Origin of the sequence: Klebsiella sp. 141203 (assembly GCF_032601985.1) — a bacterium.
In the GTDB taxonomy this organism is placed as follows: Bacteria; Pseudomonadota; Gammaproteobacteria; order Enterobacterales; family Enterobacteriaceae; genus Klebsiella; species Klebsiella aerogenes.
In genome coordinates this window covers 765,640-784,135 of sequence record NZ_JAQIRL010000002.1, presented here as the reverse complement: position 1 = coordinate 784,135, position 18,496 = coordinate 765,640, and the positions used below count along the sequence as shown (strand labels likewise).

Below are 18,496 nucleotides of genomic sequence, written 5' to 3'. Positions count from 1 at the left end.
AAAGTACTGCGGGTTATTCATTTCATCCGAATTTATTCAATAATTATATGTATTGCATCTCACCCGTCGCCGTCGATACTTTACATCGATGTTGCCGCTTTGCGGGTAGCCCTAACCGGGATAAATAAGAGAAGGCAACTCTACCGCCATTATTTAGCGATAAAAAACATAACCAGCAGAAATACCTAAAGGATTAACCGCCGCTCTTACATAAGGAAATGGAATAATGAATGATATAAAAATTAATCCCCCTCCACTCTTCGGTATTACAGAAGTTAATGATATTTACTGCGATATAAAAAGAAACATCCTCCGAGGAAATGGAACTGGTGTAACTATATGGTTATTTTTAATAATTGGAACTATTTACTCTCTTTTTCTGGTGGGGCCTCTATTAACCCATTCCGATGAAATCTTTTACGCCATACTATTCGTTATTTTTATATTATACTACAGTATATATGTGCTACGCGTGGCCATAACACAGCCTAAAAGCTTAATCATCAGACTGAATCGCAAGCGACAGCGGGTGTATATTCAACATCATAATACTTCCTATAACATCTTTGCCAGATGGCCTATCGAAACGCTGACTTATGACTGGAAAGAGATAGTCGCTAACTTTAAGACCGGATCCGGGAAAAGCTGCGGTTGTACGTGGTATGAGTGGCGTGTTACTGAACCCAGCGGTTACCAAAGAAAATTTGTTATTAGCGCCGATCATAGTGCTTCGCTATTTTCACGTTTTACCATTGAAAACGAAGATTTTCTCTTTAGCTATGCGAAATCATGGGCATGGTGTGAAAACTACATGCGCGGCATGATGCCGCCTGTCCATATTTTACCGCCAGAGCCTCAACACTCATTTAAATATTGCATGTTATTAGTTAGTCGGGGTTTCCTGCGTGCTGATATAAATGATAAATGGTCAACTATTATTCCTTTCCGGAACCCTTTCTTCTGGATTCTGGCTCTTTTCATGCTGCCAATGATGATACCTGATGCATTAATAACGTATGTGGTGTTACGAATAAAACCCGACACCCCGTGGTCTGATTCAGCACGGGCGGAATCAACGTCGAACAATTAAAAATAGTCATTTCCGTATATCGGCGACATTTGATAACATTACAAGGAGTGGCCACATTGGAAATTAACAGAGCAATGCCACCGTTGTTCGGCGTTACTACGGCGAATGATATTTATTGTGATATAATAACCAACATGAATATCGGTATGAACATGAATAGCATGACGCGAAATGTAACAATACCGACACTACTGATAATTATCACTTCACCTTTCCTATACCTTTGCTTTAGTCTACTGGAGGAAAATGACATTTTACTCTTCCTTGGTCTGGCAGGTTGTGCATTAATTTATTTTTGTATCTACGCATTACGATGCGCTTTAGAACACCCTAAAACGCTCACCATCAGGTTAAATCGCCAACAGCAGAAAGTTTATATTCAAAAACATCAGCGTACATTTAATATTTTTGCTAAATGGCCCATTGAAACACTCATTTATGACTGGAATCTTATAGAGGCCCATTTTGGTCAGCATGTCAGTCGCTATTATGGTCCCCAGTCGTGGTACCGCTGGCATGCTGTTTCATCTAATGGTACCAAAACCAGTTTTACCATTAGCGAAGATATTTTACCGATGTGCTCTCCCTACTCTCGCTTTAAAGCCGATATGACTACGATTATCTCTGGCTATGAAGCATCATGGGAATGGTGTAACCACTATATGAGTGGCGCGATGCCCAACTTGCGTTTAGTCTCACCTGAAAACGAATACAGCTATAAATACTGCGTCACGGCAATCAGCAGTCGAATAGTGCTACGTGCCAATCAGAATGACAAATGGACCACAATCTTTCCTCTCAGGGACCCATTTTTCTTAACATTTTCTATAGTTATTGTTCCCTTCATTTTACTAGACGCATTAGCAATGCGCTGGATTATGCGAAGACTTCCCGACACCCCGTGGTCTGACTCCGCGCTGACGGAATCTACGTTGGATAGTTAAAAGTTAGAAGTAGCCAGAGTGGCTTACAGACCTGTTCTTGCGAGCATTAAAATTTGTCCATATTATTCAGGCAGACAGGTATTCAATTTTTTTAAGCAATAACTCATCGCGGTCGGAAGCTTCCGACCGTTAAGACGTTTCTAATTTCGCTTTCGCCGCCGGGATTTCCCCCTGGCTTCTCTGCGCTGCAAAAAATCTTCAATGATACCGAAGACCGCATTAAGGGGTTTCCACAGCACCACCAGCAGCAGCAGGGGGCCATATATCCGTACAATACCTGTTGCTACCTGGCCGGTGAGGAGCAGGGCTAAGCCATCGAGCAGCAGGCCCAATGTGCTGCCGATACTGATGAACAAGCACAGTATAAAGAGAATCGGCCGACTATCGGCGTATATAGGTAAAGCTCTCTGGCTCCATACGCCGACGACGATGGCCGCGATCAACATGATCGCTTCGATAACCAGCGGATTATGCATAGTCTGACTCCTGTCATGACGTTTCATCCTTGTCAACAGCGCTGCCGGAAGCAATGGGCTGTGCCCATGCTCCCTGGCAGGCTGCTTCAGTTTATAGCGAATTTTCCTGCAGCAGCTTATCAATGAACTCGGGCACCACTTCGCTTGCCAGCCCGTAATGTTTCTCAGCGAATTCGCTGCCGACCTGGCTGGGTTCAAGGTTTAGCTCGACGGTATGCGCGCCGTGCAAACGAGCTTCATGGACGAACCCCGCCGCCGGATAGACGTGACCGGAGGTTCCGATAGCGATAAAGATATCGGCCTCGGCCAGCCCGCTGTAGATCTCATCCATGCCCAGCGGCATCTCGCCAAACCATACCACGTGCGGGCGCAGCGCCGCCGGGAACTGACAGCAGTGGCATTTATCATCCGCCGTCACGTCGCCGGTCCATTCCAGCACCTGCCCGCTCCACGAACAGCGTACTTTCAGCAGCTCGCCGTGCATATGGATAACCCGGCGGTTACCCGCGCGCTCGTGCAGATTATCGATATTCTGCGTCACCAGCAGAAAACGATCGCCAAGCGCCTCTTCCAGCTTCGCCAGCGCCAGATGCGCGGCATTGGGCGCGATTTCCGCACTCTGCAACTGGCGGCGGCGGGCGTTATAAAACGCCTGCACCAGCGCCGGGTCGCGAGCAAAACCTTCCGGTGTCGCCACGTCCTCCACCCGGTGTTCTTCCCACAGGCCGTCGGCGGCGCGGAAGGTTTTAATCCCCGACTCTGCCGAAATCCCGGCGCCGGTTAACACCACCACCCGCGGTTTATCTATTGCCTGCGGCGGCGTTTTGTCTTCGCCGAAGAAGACACGTTGCCGTAAGCGATCGCGCAACTGGCGTTTTTTACGGCGGAAACGGCTTAAGCGATGTAAGCGGCGCGACAGCATAGCTACCCCTGTAATTAATGAGTCAAATGAAGGAAGGCCGCACCGCGCATACCTCCGGCGTCGCCATGACGCGCGCGCTCAATGCGCGGCACCCGGGCGACCGGAAGCAAATGACGCGGCAGGCGCTGCGCCAGCCCTTCGGTTATAGCAGTAAAATTAGATAATCCGCCACCCAACACCAGCAGATCCGGATCGACAATGGTGAGGATATTGCCCAGACAAACGGCCAGTAGATCGAGATAACGCTCGACGTGCTCCCGCGCCTGCGCATCACCCTGCAGCCACAGATCGACGATCTGCGGCGAAGTTAAGGATTGGTGATAAAAATGCTGATACAGCCAGGCGAATCCGCGGCCGGAAAGATAGTTCTCAATGCAGCCGAGCTGGCCGCAGCCGCAGCGGGTCAGCGGAAAATCGCGCCCCACCACTTCCAGGGCATCCACCGGTAGACGAATATGGCCGAACTCGCCGGTAATGTAACTGTGACCGGTAATCGATTTGCCGTTAAGCACGATCCCGCCGCCGACGCCGGTGCCGAGGATTAATCCCATCACCAGCGGATATTGGGTAAATTCATCATCCCACGCTTCAGATAACGCAAAGCAGTTAGCGTCATTATCAAGACGTACTTCGCGCCCCAGGCGCGCGCTGAGATCAACGCGCAGCGGTTGGCCGCTGGCGGCGGGAACGTTGGCGGCATACAGCTTGCCGTCCGCGGTTTCCGGCATGCCGGGGATACCGATACCGACCGCGCCCTCCACGCCAAAGCGCCGATCGGCTTCGCGAACCAGCGCTTCAATCGCCTGCAGGAAAGCCTCATAGCTTTCCGTTGGAGTGGCAACGCGTTTTTCCCACTGAAGTTGCCGGGCGTTATCAAACACCCCCAACGCTATCTTGCTGCCGCCAATGTCAAATCCGTAATACATTTAGCCATTCCTCTTATTAGCCCCAACCCCACATCCTTTGGGCGGCCTCTGCTGTCACAGAATTGGCTTAATAGATGCAGCGTTGAAGGGCCACGACGATAAATTACTGGCCACTCAGCACCCTCGCCGGGTCAATACGACTGGCGCGGCGGGCGGGATACCAGCTGGCCAGCAAACTCAGCAACAGTGCTGTCACCAGCACATAAACGACATCCAGCCAGTGCAATTCAGACGGCAGGAAGTCAATAAAATAGATGTCGCCGGAAAGGAATTTATGCCCGATCAACGCTTCGATACCGTTGATAATCGATGTCAGCTTCAGCGCGGCTAACACGCCGATAACCACCCCGATCAGGCTCCCGACCGAACCGGCCAATAAACCATACCATACGAAAATCGCGCGGATTAAGCCGTCTTTCGCGCCAAGCGTGCGCAGCACCGCAATATCGCCGCTTTTATCTTTCACCGCCATCACCAACGTCGAGACAATGTTAAAACAGGCGACGCCAATCACCAGTACCATGGCGAGATACATAATGGCGCGGATCATTTGAATATCACGATACATATAGCCGTAGGTGCCGATCCAGCTCTTGATATAGACGTAGCTGTTGGTTACCTCGCCGGCGTCGCGTACCAGCGTATTGGCGTGGAAGACGTCGGTGACTTTAATGGCGATGCCGGTCACGCTGCTGCCCATATCCAGATACTGCTGGGCGTCCGCCATCGGGATCATCGCGAAGCTATGGTCCAGTTGGCCGCTCAGTTGCAGAATGCCGCTCACGTGTAGCCTGACGCGTTTCGGCTGCAACAGCTGGTGCTCGGAATCTGAATTGGGGATCATGATAGACACCCAATCCCCCTGCTTCACGTGCAGCGCATCGGCGACGCCTTTGCCCAGAATCACCTGCTGCTCGCCGGCCTTAAAACTAGCCCAGGCATTGTTCTGCACAAAGTTTGGTAATGAACTCAGGCGGCTCTCCTGCTGCGGATCGACGCCCTTGACCTGAATGGCACGCATATTGCTGCCGCTCTCCACCAACCCGGTAAAGTTGATATAAGGCGCAGCGGCGACGATGCCTTTCACTTTTTCAACCTTCGTCAGCGCTTCGTTCCAGTTATTCCACGGCTGATTAACCGGCTCGATTTCACCGTGCGGCACTACCGCCAGAATGCGGTTGTTGAGCTCGCGCTCGAAACCGTTCATCGCGCTCAGGCCGACGATCAGTACCGCCACGCCTAATGCGATGCCAATAGTAGAGATGACGGAAATCAGCGAGACCATACCGCCGCGGCGTCTGCCGCGGCTAAAACGCAGCGCAATCAGTAACGATAACGGTGAAGCCATTACTGGGCCCCCATCAGGGTCAGGTCAGCCGTCAGGCGGCCATCGCGCATCTCCAGCTGGCGGTTCATTCGTTTCGCCAGCTGCAAGTCATGGGTCACCACCAGGAAAGCGGTACGCTGCGCCACGTTAAGCTCGCCCAGCAGCTCAAAAATGCTGTCGGCATTGCGGGCGTCGAGGTTGCCGGTCGGTTCATCCGCCAGTACCAGCCGCGGTTTGTTCACCAGCGCGCGAGCAATCGCCACGCGCTGGCGCTCGCCGCCGGAAAGCTCCGACGGACGATGGTGGCTACGGTGCTCCAGACCGACCGCCTGCAACATCGCTTTCGCCTGGCGTTCGATATCCGCCGCTTTTTTCTTACCAATCAGCAGCGGCATCGCCACGTTTTCCAGCGCGGTAAAATCCGGCAGCAGATGGTGGAACTGATAGATAAACCCGAGCTCGCGGTTACGCAGATCGGCGCGAGCCGCGGCGGAGAGCGAGCTCATCGGCTGACCGGAGAAAATAACATCGCCGGAGGTCGGCGTATCCAGCCCGCCAAGCAGGTGCAGTAGCGTGCTTTTGCCGGAGCCTGAAGAGCCGACAATCGCCATCATTTCACCCTCTTGAATGCTGAAGCTGACATCGTGCAGCACATCGGTTTGCACGTTGCCTTCCTGATAGCGTTTGCACAGGTTGTCGCATTGCAGCAGGATCTTATTCATAACGTAAAGCCTCAGCGGGTTGGGTGGCGGCGGCGCGCCAGGAAGGATACAACGTAGACAGCAGGGCCAGCGCCATCGCCACCAGAGCGATAATAATCACCTGCAGCGGCTCAATCGCCACCGGCAGGGCCGCGCCGTCCAAAAACGCGCCGATAATCGGCATTAAATTATTCAGCTGGCTGGCCAACAGCACGCCGAGCAGCGCGCCAAGCAGCGCGCCCACGATCCCGGCGCTGGCGCCCTGTACCATAAAGACGGCCATGATCTGCCGCGGCGTCAGCCCCTGGGTCTGCAGAATAGCCACCTCGCCCTGCTTCTCCATCACCATCATGCCAAGCGAGGTAATAATGTTAAAAGCGGCGACGGCGACGATCAGGCTCAGCAGCAGCCCCATCATATTTTTTTCCATCCGCACGGCCTGGAACAGCTCGCCTTTACGCTCGCGCCAGTCCTGCCATTTGGTACCTTCCGGCAGCGTCTGCTGGCTGAGGGTGTCAACCTGCAGCGGCTGGCTAAGCCACAATCGCCAGCCGGTAATATTGCCCAGCGGATAGCGCATCAGTCGAGAGGCATCATCGATATTGGTCAGCATTTGATAGCCGTCAACTTCGCTGTTGGCGGCGAAGGTGCCGATGACGTTAAAAAGACGCTGGCTCGGCACGCGTCCCATCGGCGTAAACTGGCTGGCGGAAGGTACCATGACGCGAATTTGATCGCCGCGGTTAACCCCCAACTGACCCGCCAGCTGTTCGCCGAGAATGACGTTATATTTACCTGCCTGCAGATCGCTCTGTTTGACGTTGACGAGGTAAGGCGTCAGCGGATCCTTTTGCGCCGGGTCGATGCCCAGCATTACGCCGACGGCGACGCTGCGGGCGCTTTGCAGCACCACATCACCGGTGGTGAGCGGCGCGACGCGCGTCACGCCCTGCAGCTTAACGGCGCTTTCCGGCATTTTTTGCGGGTTGATAGAGCCCTGTTGGGCGCTAATGATAGCCTGCGGCATCAGCCCCAGGATGTTGTTTTGCAGCTCGCGCTCAAAACCGTTCATCACCGACAGGACAGTCACCAGCGCCATCACGCCAAGCGTAATGCCGATGGTCGAAAGCCAGGAGACGAAACGGCCGAAGCGGTCGGCTGCGCGCCCGCGCATGTAGCGAAGGCCGATAAATAGTGCGGCAGGTTGGTACATGTAATCCATCTGGTTGCTGATAGCCGATGTTCGAGTATATATGGCATAGCCCAACGCGTAAATCGCTGATACGGTAGATTTTTTCGCCAAAATAACAAAATAATAGTTTTAAATCAGGAAGTTAATTTAGAGTGTATATATTTATCAATCGCCACGCGCTGTAGAAAACCTGGCGCGGAAGGCCATTCGGGTTGGCGAAATCAGACCAATTGCGGATAATCAGAGACATTGAATATCAGCAATTTGCCCCTACATCGTAGAGCGAGTTGGCCGACTGCGGCCAAACAGTACAAACAATCGCCTGATGGGATAGGCGCTAAGGGATCCTGACAACCGTTATGCCTGAACAATATCGCTATACTCTGCCGGTCAAAGCCGGCGATCAGCGCCAGCTTGGCGAACTCACCGGCGCCGCGTGCGCCACGCTGGTAGCCGAAATGGCCGAACGCCATCACGGCCCGGTGGTGCTGGTGGCGCCCGACATGCAAAACGCCCTGCGTCTGAATGATGAAATCAGGCAATTTACCGATAGCATGGTGATAAGCCTCGCTGACTGGGAAACCCTGCCTTACGATAGCTTTTCGCCCCATCAGGATATTATCTCTTCGCGCCTTGCCACTTTATACCAGTTGCCGACCATGCAGCGCGGCGTGCTTATCGTTCCGGTCAGCACTCTGATGCAGAAGGTCTGCCCGCATAATTATCTGCACGGTCACGCGCTGGTAATGAAAAAAGGGCAGCGTCTGTCGCGCGATGCGCTACGCACGCAGTTAGATAGCGCCGGTTACCGCCATGTCGATCAGGTGATGGAACACGGCGAATACGCGACCCGCGGCGCGCTGCTCGACCTTTTCCCGATGGGTAGCGAGCAGCCCTATCGCCTCGATTTCTTTGATGACGAAATAGACAGCCTGCGGTTATTCGATGTTGATAGCCAGCGTACCCTGGAAGAAGTCGAGGCCATCAATCTGCTGCCGGCGCATGAGTTCCCGACCGACCAGGCGGCGATCGAGCTGTTCCGCAGCCAGTGGCGCGATCGTTTTGACGTGAAGCGCGATCCGGAACATATCTACCAGCAGGTGAGCAAAGGTACCCTGCCCGCCGGGATCGAATACTGGCAACCGCTGTTCTTCAACGAACCGCTGCCGCCGCTGTTTAGCTATTTCCCGCCCAGTACGCTGATTGTGAATACCGGCGATTTGGAGCACAGCGCCGAGCGTTTCCAGAATGAAACCCGCGCCCGCTTTGAAAACCGCGGCGTCGATCCGATGCGCCCGCTGCTACCGCCGGAGCAGCTGTGGCTTCGCAGCGACGAACTTTTTAGCGAGCTGAAAAAATGGCCGCGGATCCAGTTAAAAACCGAGCGTCTGGCGGAGAAAGCCGCTAATACTAACCTCGGCTATCAACCCCTGCCCGAGCTGGCGATCCAGGCGCAGAATAAAGCGCCGCTGGACAATCTGCGTCGCTTCCTTGAATCCTTCAGCGGCCCGGTGATTTTCTCAGTTGAAAGCGAAGGCCGCCGCGAGGCGCTTGGCGAAATGCTGGCGCGCATCAAAATTGCGCCAAAACATATATTGCGCCTGCAGGAAGCCACCGGAAATGGCCGCTTCCTGATGATCGGCGCCGCCGAACACGGATTTATCGACAGTCAGGCCAATCTGGCGCTGATTTGCGAAAGCGATCTGCTGGGCGAACGCGTCGCCCGCCGCCGTCAGGATTCCCGCCGTACCATCAACCCCGATACGCTCATTCGCAACCTGGCGGAACTGCATATCGGACAGCCGGTGGTGCACCTTGAACACGGGGTGGGTCGTTATGCCGGGATGACCACCCTCGAAGCCGGGGGCATCAAAGGCGAATATCTGATGCTCACCTACGCCAACGACGCCAAACTGTACGTCCCGGTATCGTCACTGCATTTGATTAGCCGCTACGCCGGCGGGGCGGAAGAAAATGCGCCGCTACATAAACTCGGCGGCGACGCCTGGGCGCGGGCAAGGCAAAAAGCGGCGGAGAAAGTGCGCGACGTGGCCGCCGAACTGCTGGATATTTACGCCCAGCGCGCGGCCAAAGAAGGCTTCGCCTTTAAGCATGACCGCGAGCAGTATCAATTATTCTGCGACGGTTTCCCGTTCGAAACCACGCCGGATCAGGCACAGGCGATTAACGCCGTCCTCAGCGACATGTGCCAGCCGCTGGCGATGGATCGTCTGGTCTGCGGCGACGTTGGCTTTGGGAAAACCGAAGTGGCGATGCGCGCCGCTTTCCTCGCCGTCGAAAACCACAAACAGGTGGCCGTGCTGGTGCCGACCACCCTGCTCGCCCAGCAGCACTACGATAACTTCCGCGACCGCTTCGCCAACTGGCCGGTACGCATTGAGATGCTATCGCGTTTCCGCAGCGCTAAAGAGCAGGCGCAGATCCTCGAACAGGCGGCTGAGGGTAAAATCGATATTTTGATCGGTACCCATAAGCTGCTGCAAAATGAAGTCAAGCTGCGCGACCTGGGTCTACTTATCGTCGATGAAGAACACCGCTTCGGGGTGCGTCATAAAGAACGTATCAAGGCGATGCGCGCGGACGTCGATATCCTGACGCTGACCGCCACGCCGATCCCGCGTACGCTGAATATGGCGATGAGCGGAATGCGCGATCTGTCCATTATCGCCACCCCGCCAGCTCGCCGTCTGGCGGTAAAAACCTTTGTCCGCGAATACGACGCGCTGGTGGTTCGCGAGGCGATTCTGCGTGAAGTCCTGCGCGGCGGCCAGGTCTACTATCTGTATAACGATGTTGAAAATATTCAGAAAGCGGCGGATCGTCTGGCTGAACTGGTACCGGAGGCGCGAATTGCCATCGGTCACGGCCAGATGCGCGAACGTGAACTGGAACGGGTGATGAACGATTTCCATCACCAGCGTTTTAATGTGCTGGTTTGCACGACAATCATTGAAACCGGCATCGATATCCCGACCGCCAATACCATCATCATTGAGCGCGCCGATCACTTCGGCCTTGCCCAGCTGCACCAGCTGCGCGGCCGCGTGGGTCGTTCGCACCATCAGGCCTACGCCTGGCTGCTCACCCCGCATCCGAAAGCCATGACCACCGACGCGCAGAAACGCCTGGAAGCTATCGCGTCGTTAGAAGACCTTGGCGCCGGCTTTGCCCTCGCGACCCACGATCTTGAAATCCGCGGCGCTGGCGAACTGCTGGGAGAAGGTCAGAGCGGGCAGATGGAAACTATCGGCTTTTCACTGTATATGGAATTGCTGGAGAACGCTGTCGATGCCCTGAAAGAGGGTCGCGAGCCGTCGCTGGAAGATCTCACCAGCCAGCAGACGGAAGTGGAGCTGCGCATGCCGGCGCTGCTGCCGGATGACTTTATTCCCGACGTTAACACCCGCCTGTCGTTCTATAAGCGTATCGCCAGCGCCAAAAATGAACACGATCTCGATGAAATCAAAGTCGAGCTGATCGATCGCTTTGGCACATTGCCGGATGCGGCGCGTGATTTGCTGGATATCGCGCGCCTACGCCAGCAGGCGCAAAAGCTGGGGATCCGCAAGCTGGAGTGCAATGAAAAAGGCGGCGTGATCGAGTTTAACGAGAAAAATAACGTTAACCCGGTCTGGCTTATCGGTCTACTGCAGAAGCAGCCGCAGCATTACCGGCTGGATGGGCCGACAAGGCTCAAATTCTTCCAGGAGCTTGATGAGCGTAAAACGCGCATGGAATGGGTAAACCAGTTTATGCGTCAGCTAGAAGAGAACGCCAGCGCATGATAAAAAAGAGATGCGGTTGTCAGAACCGCATCTCTTTACCTATCACAGTTAGCAAACTTTACAAACATTTTGCAATCCACCTGGATTTCCCAACACTCTCCCGCGCCATAATTGACATCGATTATCTTATAAAAATAACCGTTTGTTTATTGTGGAATTATGGTAATGATAAATATCTCGCGTGTTTCAACCTGGCTTACGGCATTCGCTCTCGCGGCGACGCTGGCCCTTCCCGCCCGCGCCAATACCTGGCCGCTACCGCCGAGCGGTAGCCGGCTGGTCGGGGAGAATCAGTTTCATGTGGTGCAGGATAACGGCGGATCGCTGGAAGCGATTGCTAAAAAATACAACGTCGGTTTTCTCGCGCTGCTGCAGGCTAATCCTGGCGTCGATCCTTATGTGCCGCGCGCCGGGAGCGTGCTGACTATCCCGCTACAGACGCTGCTGCCTGACGCCCCCCGTGAAGGTCTGGTGCTCAATATCGCCGAGCTGCGCCTGTACTACTATCCGCCGGGACAGAATAGCGTGACCGTTTATCCGATCGGTATCGGCCAGCTTGGCGGCGATACTCTGACCCCGACGATGGTCACTACCGTTTCCGATAAGCGCGCCAACCCCACCTGGACACCAACCGCCAACATCCGCGCACGATATAAAGCGATGGGGATCGATTTACCTGCGGTTGTTCCAGCCGGGCCGAATAACCCGATGGGGCATCACGCGATTCGTCTCGCGGCCTACGGCGGCGTCTATCTGCTGCACGGCACCAACGCCGATTTTGGTATCGGGATGCGCGTCAGTTCAGGCTGTATCCGCCTGCGCGATGCCGATATCAAGTCGCTGTATAACAAAATCACGCCGGGCACCAGGGTGAATATCATCAACGAACCAATCAAAGTTTCGGTAGAACCAAACGGTACCCGTCTGGTGGAAGTCCACCAGCCGCTGTCCGAACATATCAATGACGATCCGCAGACGCTGCCAATCGTCCTGAACGCCAGCATGAAGAACTTTAAACAGGCGCCGCAGACCAATCAGCAGGTGATGGAAAGCGCGATGGAGCTGCGTTCAGGAATGCCGATCGATGTGACCCGCCATCAGGTTTCCGCCGAGCAAGCCTTGTAATGCATTTCCGAATTGCAGAAAGTAAAAAACCCGCCAGGCACGGCGGGTTTTTTTGTGGCAATCGTCAGCGTCGCTGACGAGGTTTCGCGGGGCGCGGTCCCATGAAGGGGTGTGGACCGCGTCGCGAGAGTGGCATAACAAAGGGAACGACTTTTACTGCTTACTACACGCGTTCTGCTGAAGGGGGTCAGGAACGCGTTTTGTCAGTGGCATGACAGGGGTTACAACATTTATTTATAGATAACCGCGGTACCGTGCAGGGTGTTAGGACCGGTTACCGAAGTAATACGGTAAGAGGTCGCCCCCATCTCGTCGGCTTTCTGCGCCAGCTGATCTTCAAGCGAACCCAGATTGGTGCCGGCGGATGCGGAAACGGTACCGATTTTATGTTGACCTGCTGGGGTGGATTGCACCTCAACAGCGGCGAAACTTGCGAATGAGAGTGAGCTCAGTACGGCGGCAAGTGCCAGTTTTTGGACGTTTTTCATGATTATTATACCTATGCAGATGATTTTTATAGTAGGGTCGTAAGAATTAACTTAACGATCGATAGGTAAATGATAATGTGATCCACGTCACAGGTCAACTCATTTTTATAACGATCATTTAACTATTTATAAAATGCTTAATTTTCATACATATATGAATTATTTATTTTTGGACTTCTGCCGCTGGCAGCATGACACGTTTATTTTTATAATGGCCGTTCAACAACCCAACATAGGTACAACGGCATCATGACAACTGACGTTCAAAGTTGCACAAAAAAAAGCCGTGGCCGACCTAAAGTGTTCGACAGGGACGCGGCGCTGGACAAGGCCATGACACTTTTCTGGCAGCACGGCTATGAAGCAACTTCGCTGGCCGATCTCGTCGAAGCGACCGGTGCGAAAGCCCCGACGCTGTACGCCGAGTTCGTGAACAAAGAAGGCTTATTCCGCGCGGTGCTGGATCGCTACATTTCCCGCTTCGCCGCCAAACACGAAGCCCTGCTATTCGATGACGCTAAAACCGTCGATCAGGCGCTGCGCGACTATTTCACCGCCGTCGCCACCTGCTTTACCAGCAAAGATACCCCGGCAGGCTGTTTTATGATTAACACCTCCGCGGCGCTGGCCGCCTCGTCAACCGATATCGCCAACACCATTAAGTCGCGCCACGCGGTGCAGGAACAAACGCTGACGCAATTTTTACAGCAACGCCAGCAGCGCGGCGAGCTCCCTGCGCAGGGCAATGTCTTGCAGCTGGCGCAGTTTTTAAACTGCGTGCTGCAAGGAATGTCAATCAGCGCGCGCGAAGGCGCTGATTTCGCTACCCTGAAACAAATAAGCGACACTACGCTGCGCCTGTGGCCGCAAATCCTGCAACCTTAATCCCCTACCGGCGGCCGTCGCTCGCCGGTTTTTTCCCCTTCTGCTGAATACCCTTACTTTTCTCAATATTTTCATTATGTTGATTTGTTGTAAATGATATTGATAACGATAATCAATATGTGCAAAATTCGCATTTGTCTTTCTATATGTTTCACGCTGTAACAGCCGCGCCTGTGGCTGAAAAAAATAACAACACTACTGACTAACTCATATCAAGGAATGCGAATGAACAAGCGCCTCTGGCTGCTCAATCCTCTGCTGCTGGCCACCGCTCTGCCAGCGTTTACTGCGCAGGCTGCCGATGAAGACGATATTATCGTCAGCGCCAACCGTAACCACCGTACCGTCGCTGAGATGGCGCAAACCACTTGGGTGATTGAAGGCCAGGAAATCGAGCAACAGGTTCAGGGTGGTAAAGAGTTTAAAGATGTCCTCGCGCAGCTGATCCCCGGGATAGATGTCAGCAGCCAGGGGCGTACCAACTACGGCATGAACATGCGCGGACGCGCCATCGTCGTGCTGATCGACGGCGTGCGCCTCAATTCATCGCGCACCGATAGCCGCCAGCTTGATGCCATCGATCCGTTTAACATCGAGCATATTGAAGTTATTTCCGGCGCGACGTCGTTATACGGTGGCGGTAGTACCGGCGGTCTGATTAATATCGTTACGAAAAAAGGCCAGCAGGAACGCCAGGTGGATCTGGAGCTGGGTGGTAAAACCGGCTTTGCCAATAGCAACGACCATGATGAACGGGTGGCGGCGGCCGTCAGCGGTGGTACCGATCATGCTTCCGGCCGTCTATCGGTGGCCTATCAGCGCTTCGGCGGCTGGTATGACGGCAACAATGACGCGCTGATCCTCGATAATACGCAAACCGGCTTACAGCATTCAGACCGACTCGACGTGATGGGCACCGGTACCATAGAAATCGATGACCAGCGTCAGCTCCAGCTAGTCACGCAGTACTATAAAAGCCAGGGCGATGATTATGGCCTGAATCTGGGCAAAGATATGTCGGCGGTACTTGGCGAAAGTAAAGCCTGGACCTCTAACGGGCTTAACTCTGACCGCGTACCCGGCACCGAACGTCATTTGATCAGCCTGCAATATTCCGACGCCGACTTCTTCGGTCAGAACCTGGTCAGCCAGATTTACTATCGCGACGAATCGCTGACCTTCTACCCCTTCCCGGCCTTGAGCAAAGGTAAAATCAGCAGTTTTTCCGCCTCACAGCAGGATACCGACCAGTACGGCGCTAAAATTACCTTCAACAGCCAGCCGCTAACGGGATGGGATCTAACCTGGGGCGTTGATGCCGACCATGAAACCTTTAATTCCAACCAGATGTTTTTCGATCTGGATAAAGCGATGGCTTCCGGCGGCCTGAACAACCAGTCAGCCTATACCACGGGCCGTTACCCTGGCTACAGCATCACCAATCTCGCGCCGTTCCTGCAAAGCAGTTATGACCTGAACGACATCTTCACCCTTAGCGGCGGCGTCCGTTATCAGTGGACGGAAAATCGGGTTGATGATTTTGTCGGCTATGCGCAACAGCAGGATGTGGCCAAAGGTAAATACCGGTCGGCTGACGCCATTCCTGGCGGCAAGACCGATTATGATAACTTCCTCTTTAACGCCGGGATCGTCGCCCACATTACCGAACGCCAGCAGACCTGGTTTAACTTCTCTCAGGGCGTCGAACTCCCGGATCCGGGTAAATATTACGGTATCGGCAGCTACGGCGCCGCGGTCAACGGCCATCTGCCGCTGGTCTCCAGTGTTAACGTCGGCGACTCGCCGCTGCAGGGGATCAAAGTTAACTCCTGGGAGCTGGGTTGGCGCTACACCGGCGACAACCTGCGCACCCAGCTTGCCGCTTATTACTCGACATCAGACAAAACCATCGTGGTTAACCGCAGCGATATGACCATTGATGTGCAATCGGATAAACGACGCATTTACGGCGTGGAAGGCGCGGTGGACTACTTCGTGCCTGATAGCGACTGGAGTCTGGGTGCTAACTTCAACGTGCTGAAATCGCAAGTAAAAACTGATGGCAGTTGGCAGAAGTGGGACGTCACCCTGGCCTCGCCGTCGAAAGCTACTGCCTGGGTCGGCTGGGCGCCGGACCCGTGGTCGCTGCGTGTGCAAAGCCAGCAGGTATTTGATTTAAGCGATGCCAGCGGCAATAAGCTTGATGGGTACAATACCGTCGATTTTATCGGTAGCTATCTGCTCCCGGTGGGTAAACTGACCTTTAGCATCGAGAACTTGCTGAATGAGGATTACGTCACCATCTGGGGACAGCGTGCGCCGCTGTTGTATAGTCCAACCTATGGCAGCGCCGGGCTGTACGAATATAAAGGCCGCGGCCGGACCTTCGGCCTGAACTACGCGTTAACGTTCTGATAAAAAAAGCCCCTCAGCCTGAGTGATTGAGGGGCTAATAGCTTAAAACTGCTGTTTTACGCTTTGTTATTCAGAATCAGCTGACCGTTGCTGTCCAGCGGGATTTGCGCCCCCGGCTGGTGGTCCATGCGGATTTTGCCCTGCTGGTCGCCGATTTTATAGGTGACGTCATAACCGAGCATTTTTTCCGACTTATCGTAGACCGTCTTACAGCGCTGCTGGGTAGTGGTATAGGTGTCGTTATCCTGCATTGAGCCCTGAATTTGGTTGCCGGCATAGCCGCCGCCCAACGCGCCGACAACGGTCGCTACGCTTCGACCACGACCGCCGCCAAACTGATGGCCAATCACGCCGCCGGCGACCGCGCCGAGAACGGAACCGGCAATACGGTTTTCATCCTGAACCGGGCGACGATGGGTAACGGTCACGTTACGGCATTCCTGACGCGGCGTTTTTATGCTTTCTTTTATTGGCGTACTGGACACCACTTGCGCATATTGCGGGCCACGATCTAATACATTGAGACCGGCAACGGCGGCGACGCCCAACGCGGCGGCAACGCCAATCCCAATACCCGCCAACATTGATTTATTCACGGGAGTTCCTCCTTCATTGCTGTTACTAGCAATTCTGCGTTCTGCTCAGGGGGTATGCAAATCAGAAAGCGGATGAAAAATGCGGGAACCTACGGCAGATCAAGGGGATTCAGAGGATTCCTAACAGGAATTAGCGATTCTGGCAGAAGGATATGCTGTGTTTTCAGGATAGCGCCGCGATGACGCTATCCTGATTGCCTGCCGCTTAGTGCAGCTTGAGACGCGGACGAATGATGCGGTTAATACGTCCTACCAACATCATCAGGCCGGTTTTGAAATAGCCGTGTAACGCAATCTGATGCATGCGATACAGCGAGATATACACGAAGCGCGCAATTCGCCCTTCAACCATCATCGAGCCGCGCATCAGGTTGCCCATCAGGCTGCCAACGGTGGAGTAGTTCGACAGCGAGACCAGTGAACCGTGATCTTTATAGACATACGGTTTCAGCGCTTTGCCTTTCATCTGCGCCAGAATGTTATTCAGCGCGCAGGTTGCCATCTGGTGCGCCGCCTGGGCGCGCGGTGGGACAAACCCACCTTCCGGGCGAGCGCAGGAGGCGCAGTCGCCGATGGCGTAAATATCCGGGTCACGGGTGGTCTGCAGCGTCGGCTCCACCACCAGCTGATTAATACGGTTGGTCTCCAGGCCGCCAATCTCTTTCATAAAATCAGGCGCTTTGATACCCGCCGCCCATACCATCAGATCGGCATCAATAAACTGCCCATCTTTAGTGTGCAGGCCGTTAACGTCTGCGCTGGTCACCATGGTCTGCGTCAGGACACGAACCCCGAGTTTGGTCAGTTCATTGTGCGCGGCGCCGGAAATACGCGGCGGCAGCGCCGGAAGAATACGTTCACCGGCTTCGACCAGCGTCACGTTCAGCGCTTCGTTGGTCAACCCTTTATAGCCGTAACTATGCAGCTGTTTCACCGCATTATGTAGCTCAGCCGACAGCTCAACGCCGGTGGCCCCGCCGCCGACGATAGCGATATTGACCTTACCGTTCGCACCGAGATTTGCAGAATACTTGAGGAACAGGTTGAGCATTTCCTGATGGAAACGGCGCGCCTGGTGCGGGTTATCCAGGAAAATACAGTTTTCCTTCACCCCTGGCGTGTTAAAGTCATTGGAGGTACTGCCCAGCGCCATTACCAGCGTGTCGTACGGCAGCTTACGCTCCGCAACCAACAGCTCGCCTTTCTCGTTACGCAGTTCCGCAAGGGTAATGGTTTTCCCTTCGCGATTGATATCCACCACCGAGCCTAACTGGAACTGAAAACCATGGTTGCGCGCATGCGCCAGGTAGCTCAGCGCGTCAACGCCTTCATCCAGAGAACCGGTCGCCACTTCGTGCAGCAACGGCTTCCACAGGTGGCTATGGTTGCGGTCCACCAGCGTAATTTTCGCTTTTTTGCTGCGGCCCAGCTTTCTACCCAACTGAGTAGCCAGTTCCAGTCCGCCGGCACCACCACCTACAATAACGATTCTTTTCAATGGCGTAGTCACAAGACCCCCTAAAATTATTAACCAATTGTTAATTAAAAGTTATTCAAATAGCTCTTATTTAACAATAGGTTGCAGCGATGAAACCATTCAGCA

At 54.1% G+C, this 18,496-nt stretch carries 16 protein-coding genes; 7 read left to right on the top strand and 9 right to left on the bottom strand.

Going from position 1 to position 18,496, the window contains the following annotated elements:
* The first annotated feature begins 226 nt into the window (after positions 1 to 226).
* Positions 227 to 1,090: a DUF6708 domain-containing protein gene (locus tag PGR29_RS11405; protein ID WP_316424547.1), complete on the top strand. Its 864-nt coding sequence runs from the start codon at positions 227 to 229 to the stop codon at positions 1,088 to 1,090.
* A 56-nt stretch (positions 1,091 to 1,146) separates the two neighbouring features.
* Positions 1,147 to 2,034, top strand: coding sequence for a DUF6708 domain-containing protein (locus PGR29_RS11400; protein ID WP_316424546.1), 888 nt, complete (start codon positions 1,147 to 1,149; stop codon positions 2,032 to 2,034).
* Between the two features lie 140 nt (positions 2,035 to 2,174).
* On the opposite strand, the gene PGR29_RS11395 is transcribed toward PGR29_RS11400, so the two are convergent.
* From PGR29_RS11395 to lolC, 6 genes are all read right to left on the bottom strand, one after another.
* Positions 2,175 to 2,510: a hypothetical protein gene (locus PGR29_RS11395; protein WP_316424545.1), complete on the bottom strand. Its 336-nt coding sequence runs from the start codon at positions 2,508 to 2,510 to the stop codon at positions 2,175 to 2,177.
* Between the two features lie 91 nt (positions 2,511 to 2,601).
* On the bottom strand, positions 2,602 to 3,432 hold the full coding sequence (cobB, locus tag PGR29_RS11390; protein ID WP_087857981.1) for a Sir2 family NAD+-dependent deacetylase: 831 nt from the start codon (positions 3,430 to 3,432) through the stop codon (positions 2,602 to 2,604).
* A gap of 14 nt (positions 3,433 to 3,446) precedes the next feature.
* Entirely contained in the window at positions 3,447 to 4,358 is a 912-nt protein-coding gene (gene nagK, locus PGR29_RS11385; RefSeq protein ID WP_221694252.1) for an N-acetylglucosamine kinase, read from the bottom strand.
* Positions 4,359 to 4,461: 103 nt separating this feature from the next.
* Positions 4,462 to 5,706 (bottom strand): lipoprotein-releasing ABC transporter permease subunit LolE, encoded by a 1,245-nt coding sequence (gene lolE, locus PGR29_RS11380; protein WP_113374189.1) that lies wholly within the window; start codon positions 5,704 to 5,706, stop codon positions 4,462 to 4,464.
* Complete coding sequence (gene lolD, locus PGR29_RS11375) at positions 5,706 to 6,407, bottom strand: lipoprotein-releasing ABC transporter ATP-binding protein LolD (protein WP_015367168.1); 702 nt, start codon at positions 6,405 to 6,407, stop codon at positions 5,706 to 5,708. The genes lolE and lolD overlap by 1 nt, the downstream gene beginning before the upstream one ends.
* On the bottom strand, positions 6,400 to 7,599 hold the full coding sequence (gene lolC / locus PGR29_RS11370) for a lipoprotein-releasing ABC transporter permease subunit LolC (RefSeq protein WP_087857985.1): 1,200 nt from the start codon (positions 7,597 to 7,599) through the stop codon (positions 6,400 to 6,402). The genes lolD and lolC overlap by 8 nt, the downstream gene beginning before the upstream one ends.
* A 338-nt stretch (positions 7,600 to 7,937) precedes the next feature.
* Between lolC and mfd the strand changes: the two genes are divergently transcribed.
* Positions 7,938 to 11,384: a transcription-repair coupling factor gene (mfd, locus tag PGR29_RS11365; protein WP_316424544.1), complete on the top strand. Its 3,447-nt coding sequence runs from the start codon at positions 7,938 to 7,940 to the stop codon at positions 11,382 to 11,384.
* A gap of 165 nt (positions 11,385 to 11,549) precedes the next feature.
* Positions 11,550 to 12,509 carry a L,D-transpeptidase LdtC gene (ldtC, locus tag PGR29_RS11360; RefSeq protein ID WP_271031905.1) on the top strand — a complete coding sequence of 320 codons (960 nt, stop codon included), beginning with the start codon at positions 11,550 to 11,552 and terminating at the stop codon, positions 12,507 to 12,509.
* Between the two features lie 230 nt (positions 12,510 to 12,739).
* Here ldtC and bhsA read toward each other — a convergent pair whose 3' ends face one another.
* On the bottom strand, positions 12,740 to 12,997 hold the full coding sequence (gene bhsA / locus PGR29_RS11355; protein ID WP_045375056.1) for a multiple stress resistance protein BhsA: 258 nt from the start codon (positions 12,995 to 12,997) through the stop codon (positions 12,740 to 12,742).
* Positions 12,998 to 13,130: 133 nt separating this feature from the next.
* Between bhsA and PGR29_RS11350 the strand changes: the two genes are divergently transcribed.
* The 3 genes from PGR29_RS11350 (at position 13,131) to PGR29_RS11340 (ending at position 16,297) form a co-directional block, all read left to right on the top strand.
* The gene (locus PGR29_RS11350) at positions 13,131 to 13,250 is read left to right on the top strand and encodes a hypothetical protein (RefSeq protein WP_161801890.1); all 120 of its coding nucleotides are present in this window, start codon (positions 13,131 to 13,133) and stop codon (positions 13,248 to 13,250) included.
* Positions 13,247 to 13,882, top strand: coding sequence for a TetR/AcrR family transcriptional regulator (locus tag PGR29_RS11345; RefSeq protein ID WP_087857988.1), 636 nt, complete (start codon positions 13,247 to 13,249; stop codon positions 13,880 to 13,882). The genes PGR29_RS11350 and PGR29_RS11345 overlap by 4 nt, the downstream gene beginning before the upstream one ends.
* Positions 13,883 to 14,107: 225 nt before the next feature.
* Positions 14,108 to 16,297 carry a TonB-dependent siderophore receptor gene (locus tag PGR29_RS11340; protein ID WP_087857989.1) on the top strand — a complete coding sequence of 730 codons (2,190 nt, stop codon included), beginning with the start codon at positions 14,108 to 14,110 and terminating at the stop codon, positions 16,295 to 16,297.
* A gap of 56 nt (positions 16,298 to 16,353) precedes the next feature.
* Here PGR29_RS11340 and PGR29_RS11335 read toward each other — a convergent pair whose 3' ends face one another.
* Entirely contained in the window at positions 16,354 to 16,893 is a 540-nt protein-coding gene (locus tag PGR29_RS11335) for a glycine zipper 2TM domain-containing protein (RefSeq protein WP_020079139.1), read from the bottom strand.
* A gap of 205 nt (positions 16,894 to 17,098) precedes the next feature.
* Positions 17,099 to 18,403, bottom strand: a complete 1,305-nt coding sequence (locus tag PGR29_RS11330; protein WP_087857990.1) for an NAD(P)/FAD-dependent oxidoreductase — start codon at positions 18,401 to 18,403, stop codon at positions 17,099 to 17,101.
* Positions 18,404 to 18,496 lie beyond the last annotated feature (93 nt).

Coding starts and splice junctions, on each gene's coding strand:
- PGR29_RS11405 (WP_316424547.1), top strand. CDS start 227: ATGAATGATATAAAAATTAATCCCCCTCCACTCTTCGGTATTACAGAA.
- PGR29_RS11395 (WP_316424545.1), bottom strand. CDS start 2,510: ATGCATAATCCGCTGGTTATCGAAGCGATCATGTTGATCGCGGCCATC.
- cobB (WP_087857981.1), bottom strand. CDS start 3,432: ATGCTGTCGCGCCGCTTACATCGCTTAAGCCGTTTCCGCCGTAAAAAA.
- nagK (WP_221694252.1), bottom strand. CDS start 4,358: ATGTATTACGGATTTGACATTGGCGGCAGCAAGATAGCGTTGGGGGTG.
- lolE (WP_113374189.1), bottom strand. CDS start 5,706: ATGGCTTCACCGTTATCGTTACTGATTGCGCTGCGTTTTAGCCGCGGC.
- lolD (WP_015367168.1), bottom strand. CDS start 6,407: ATGAATAAGATCCTGCTGCAATGCGACAACCTGTGCAAACGCTATCAG.
- lolC (WP_087857985.1), bottom strand. CDS start 7,599: ATGTACCAACCTGCCGCACTATTTATCGGCCTTCGCTACATGCGCGGG.
- mfd (WP_316424544.1), top strand. CDS start 7,938: ATGCCTGAACAATATCGCTATACTCTGCCGGTCAAAGCCGGCGATCAG.
- ldtC (WP_271031905.1), top strand. CDS start 11,550: ATGATAAATATCTCGCGTGTTTCAACCTGGCTTACGGCATTCGCTCTC.
- bhsA (WP_045375056.1), bottom strand. CDS start 12,997: ATGAAAAACGTCCAAAAACTGGCACTTGCCGCCGTACTGAGCTCACTC.
- PGR29_RS11350 (WP_161801890.1), top strand. CDS start 13,131: ATGCTTAATTTTCATACATATATGAATTATTTATTTTTGGACTTCTGC.
- PGR29_RS11345 (WP_087857988.1), top strand. CDS start 13,247: ATGACAACTGACGTTCAAAGTTGCACAAAAAAAAGCCGTGGCCGACCT.
- PGR29_RS11340 (WP_087857989.1), top strand. CDS start 14,108: ATGAACAAGCGCCTCTGGCTGCTCAATCCTCTGCTGCTGGCCACCGCT.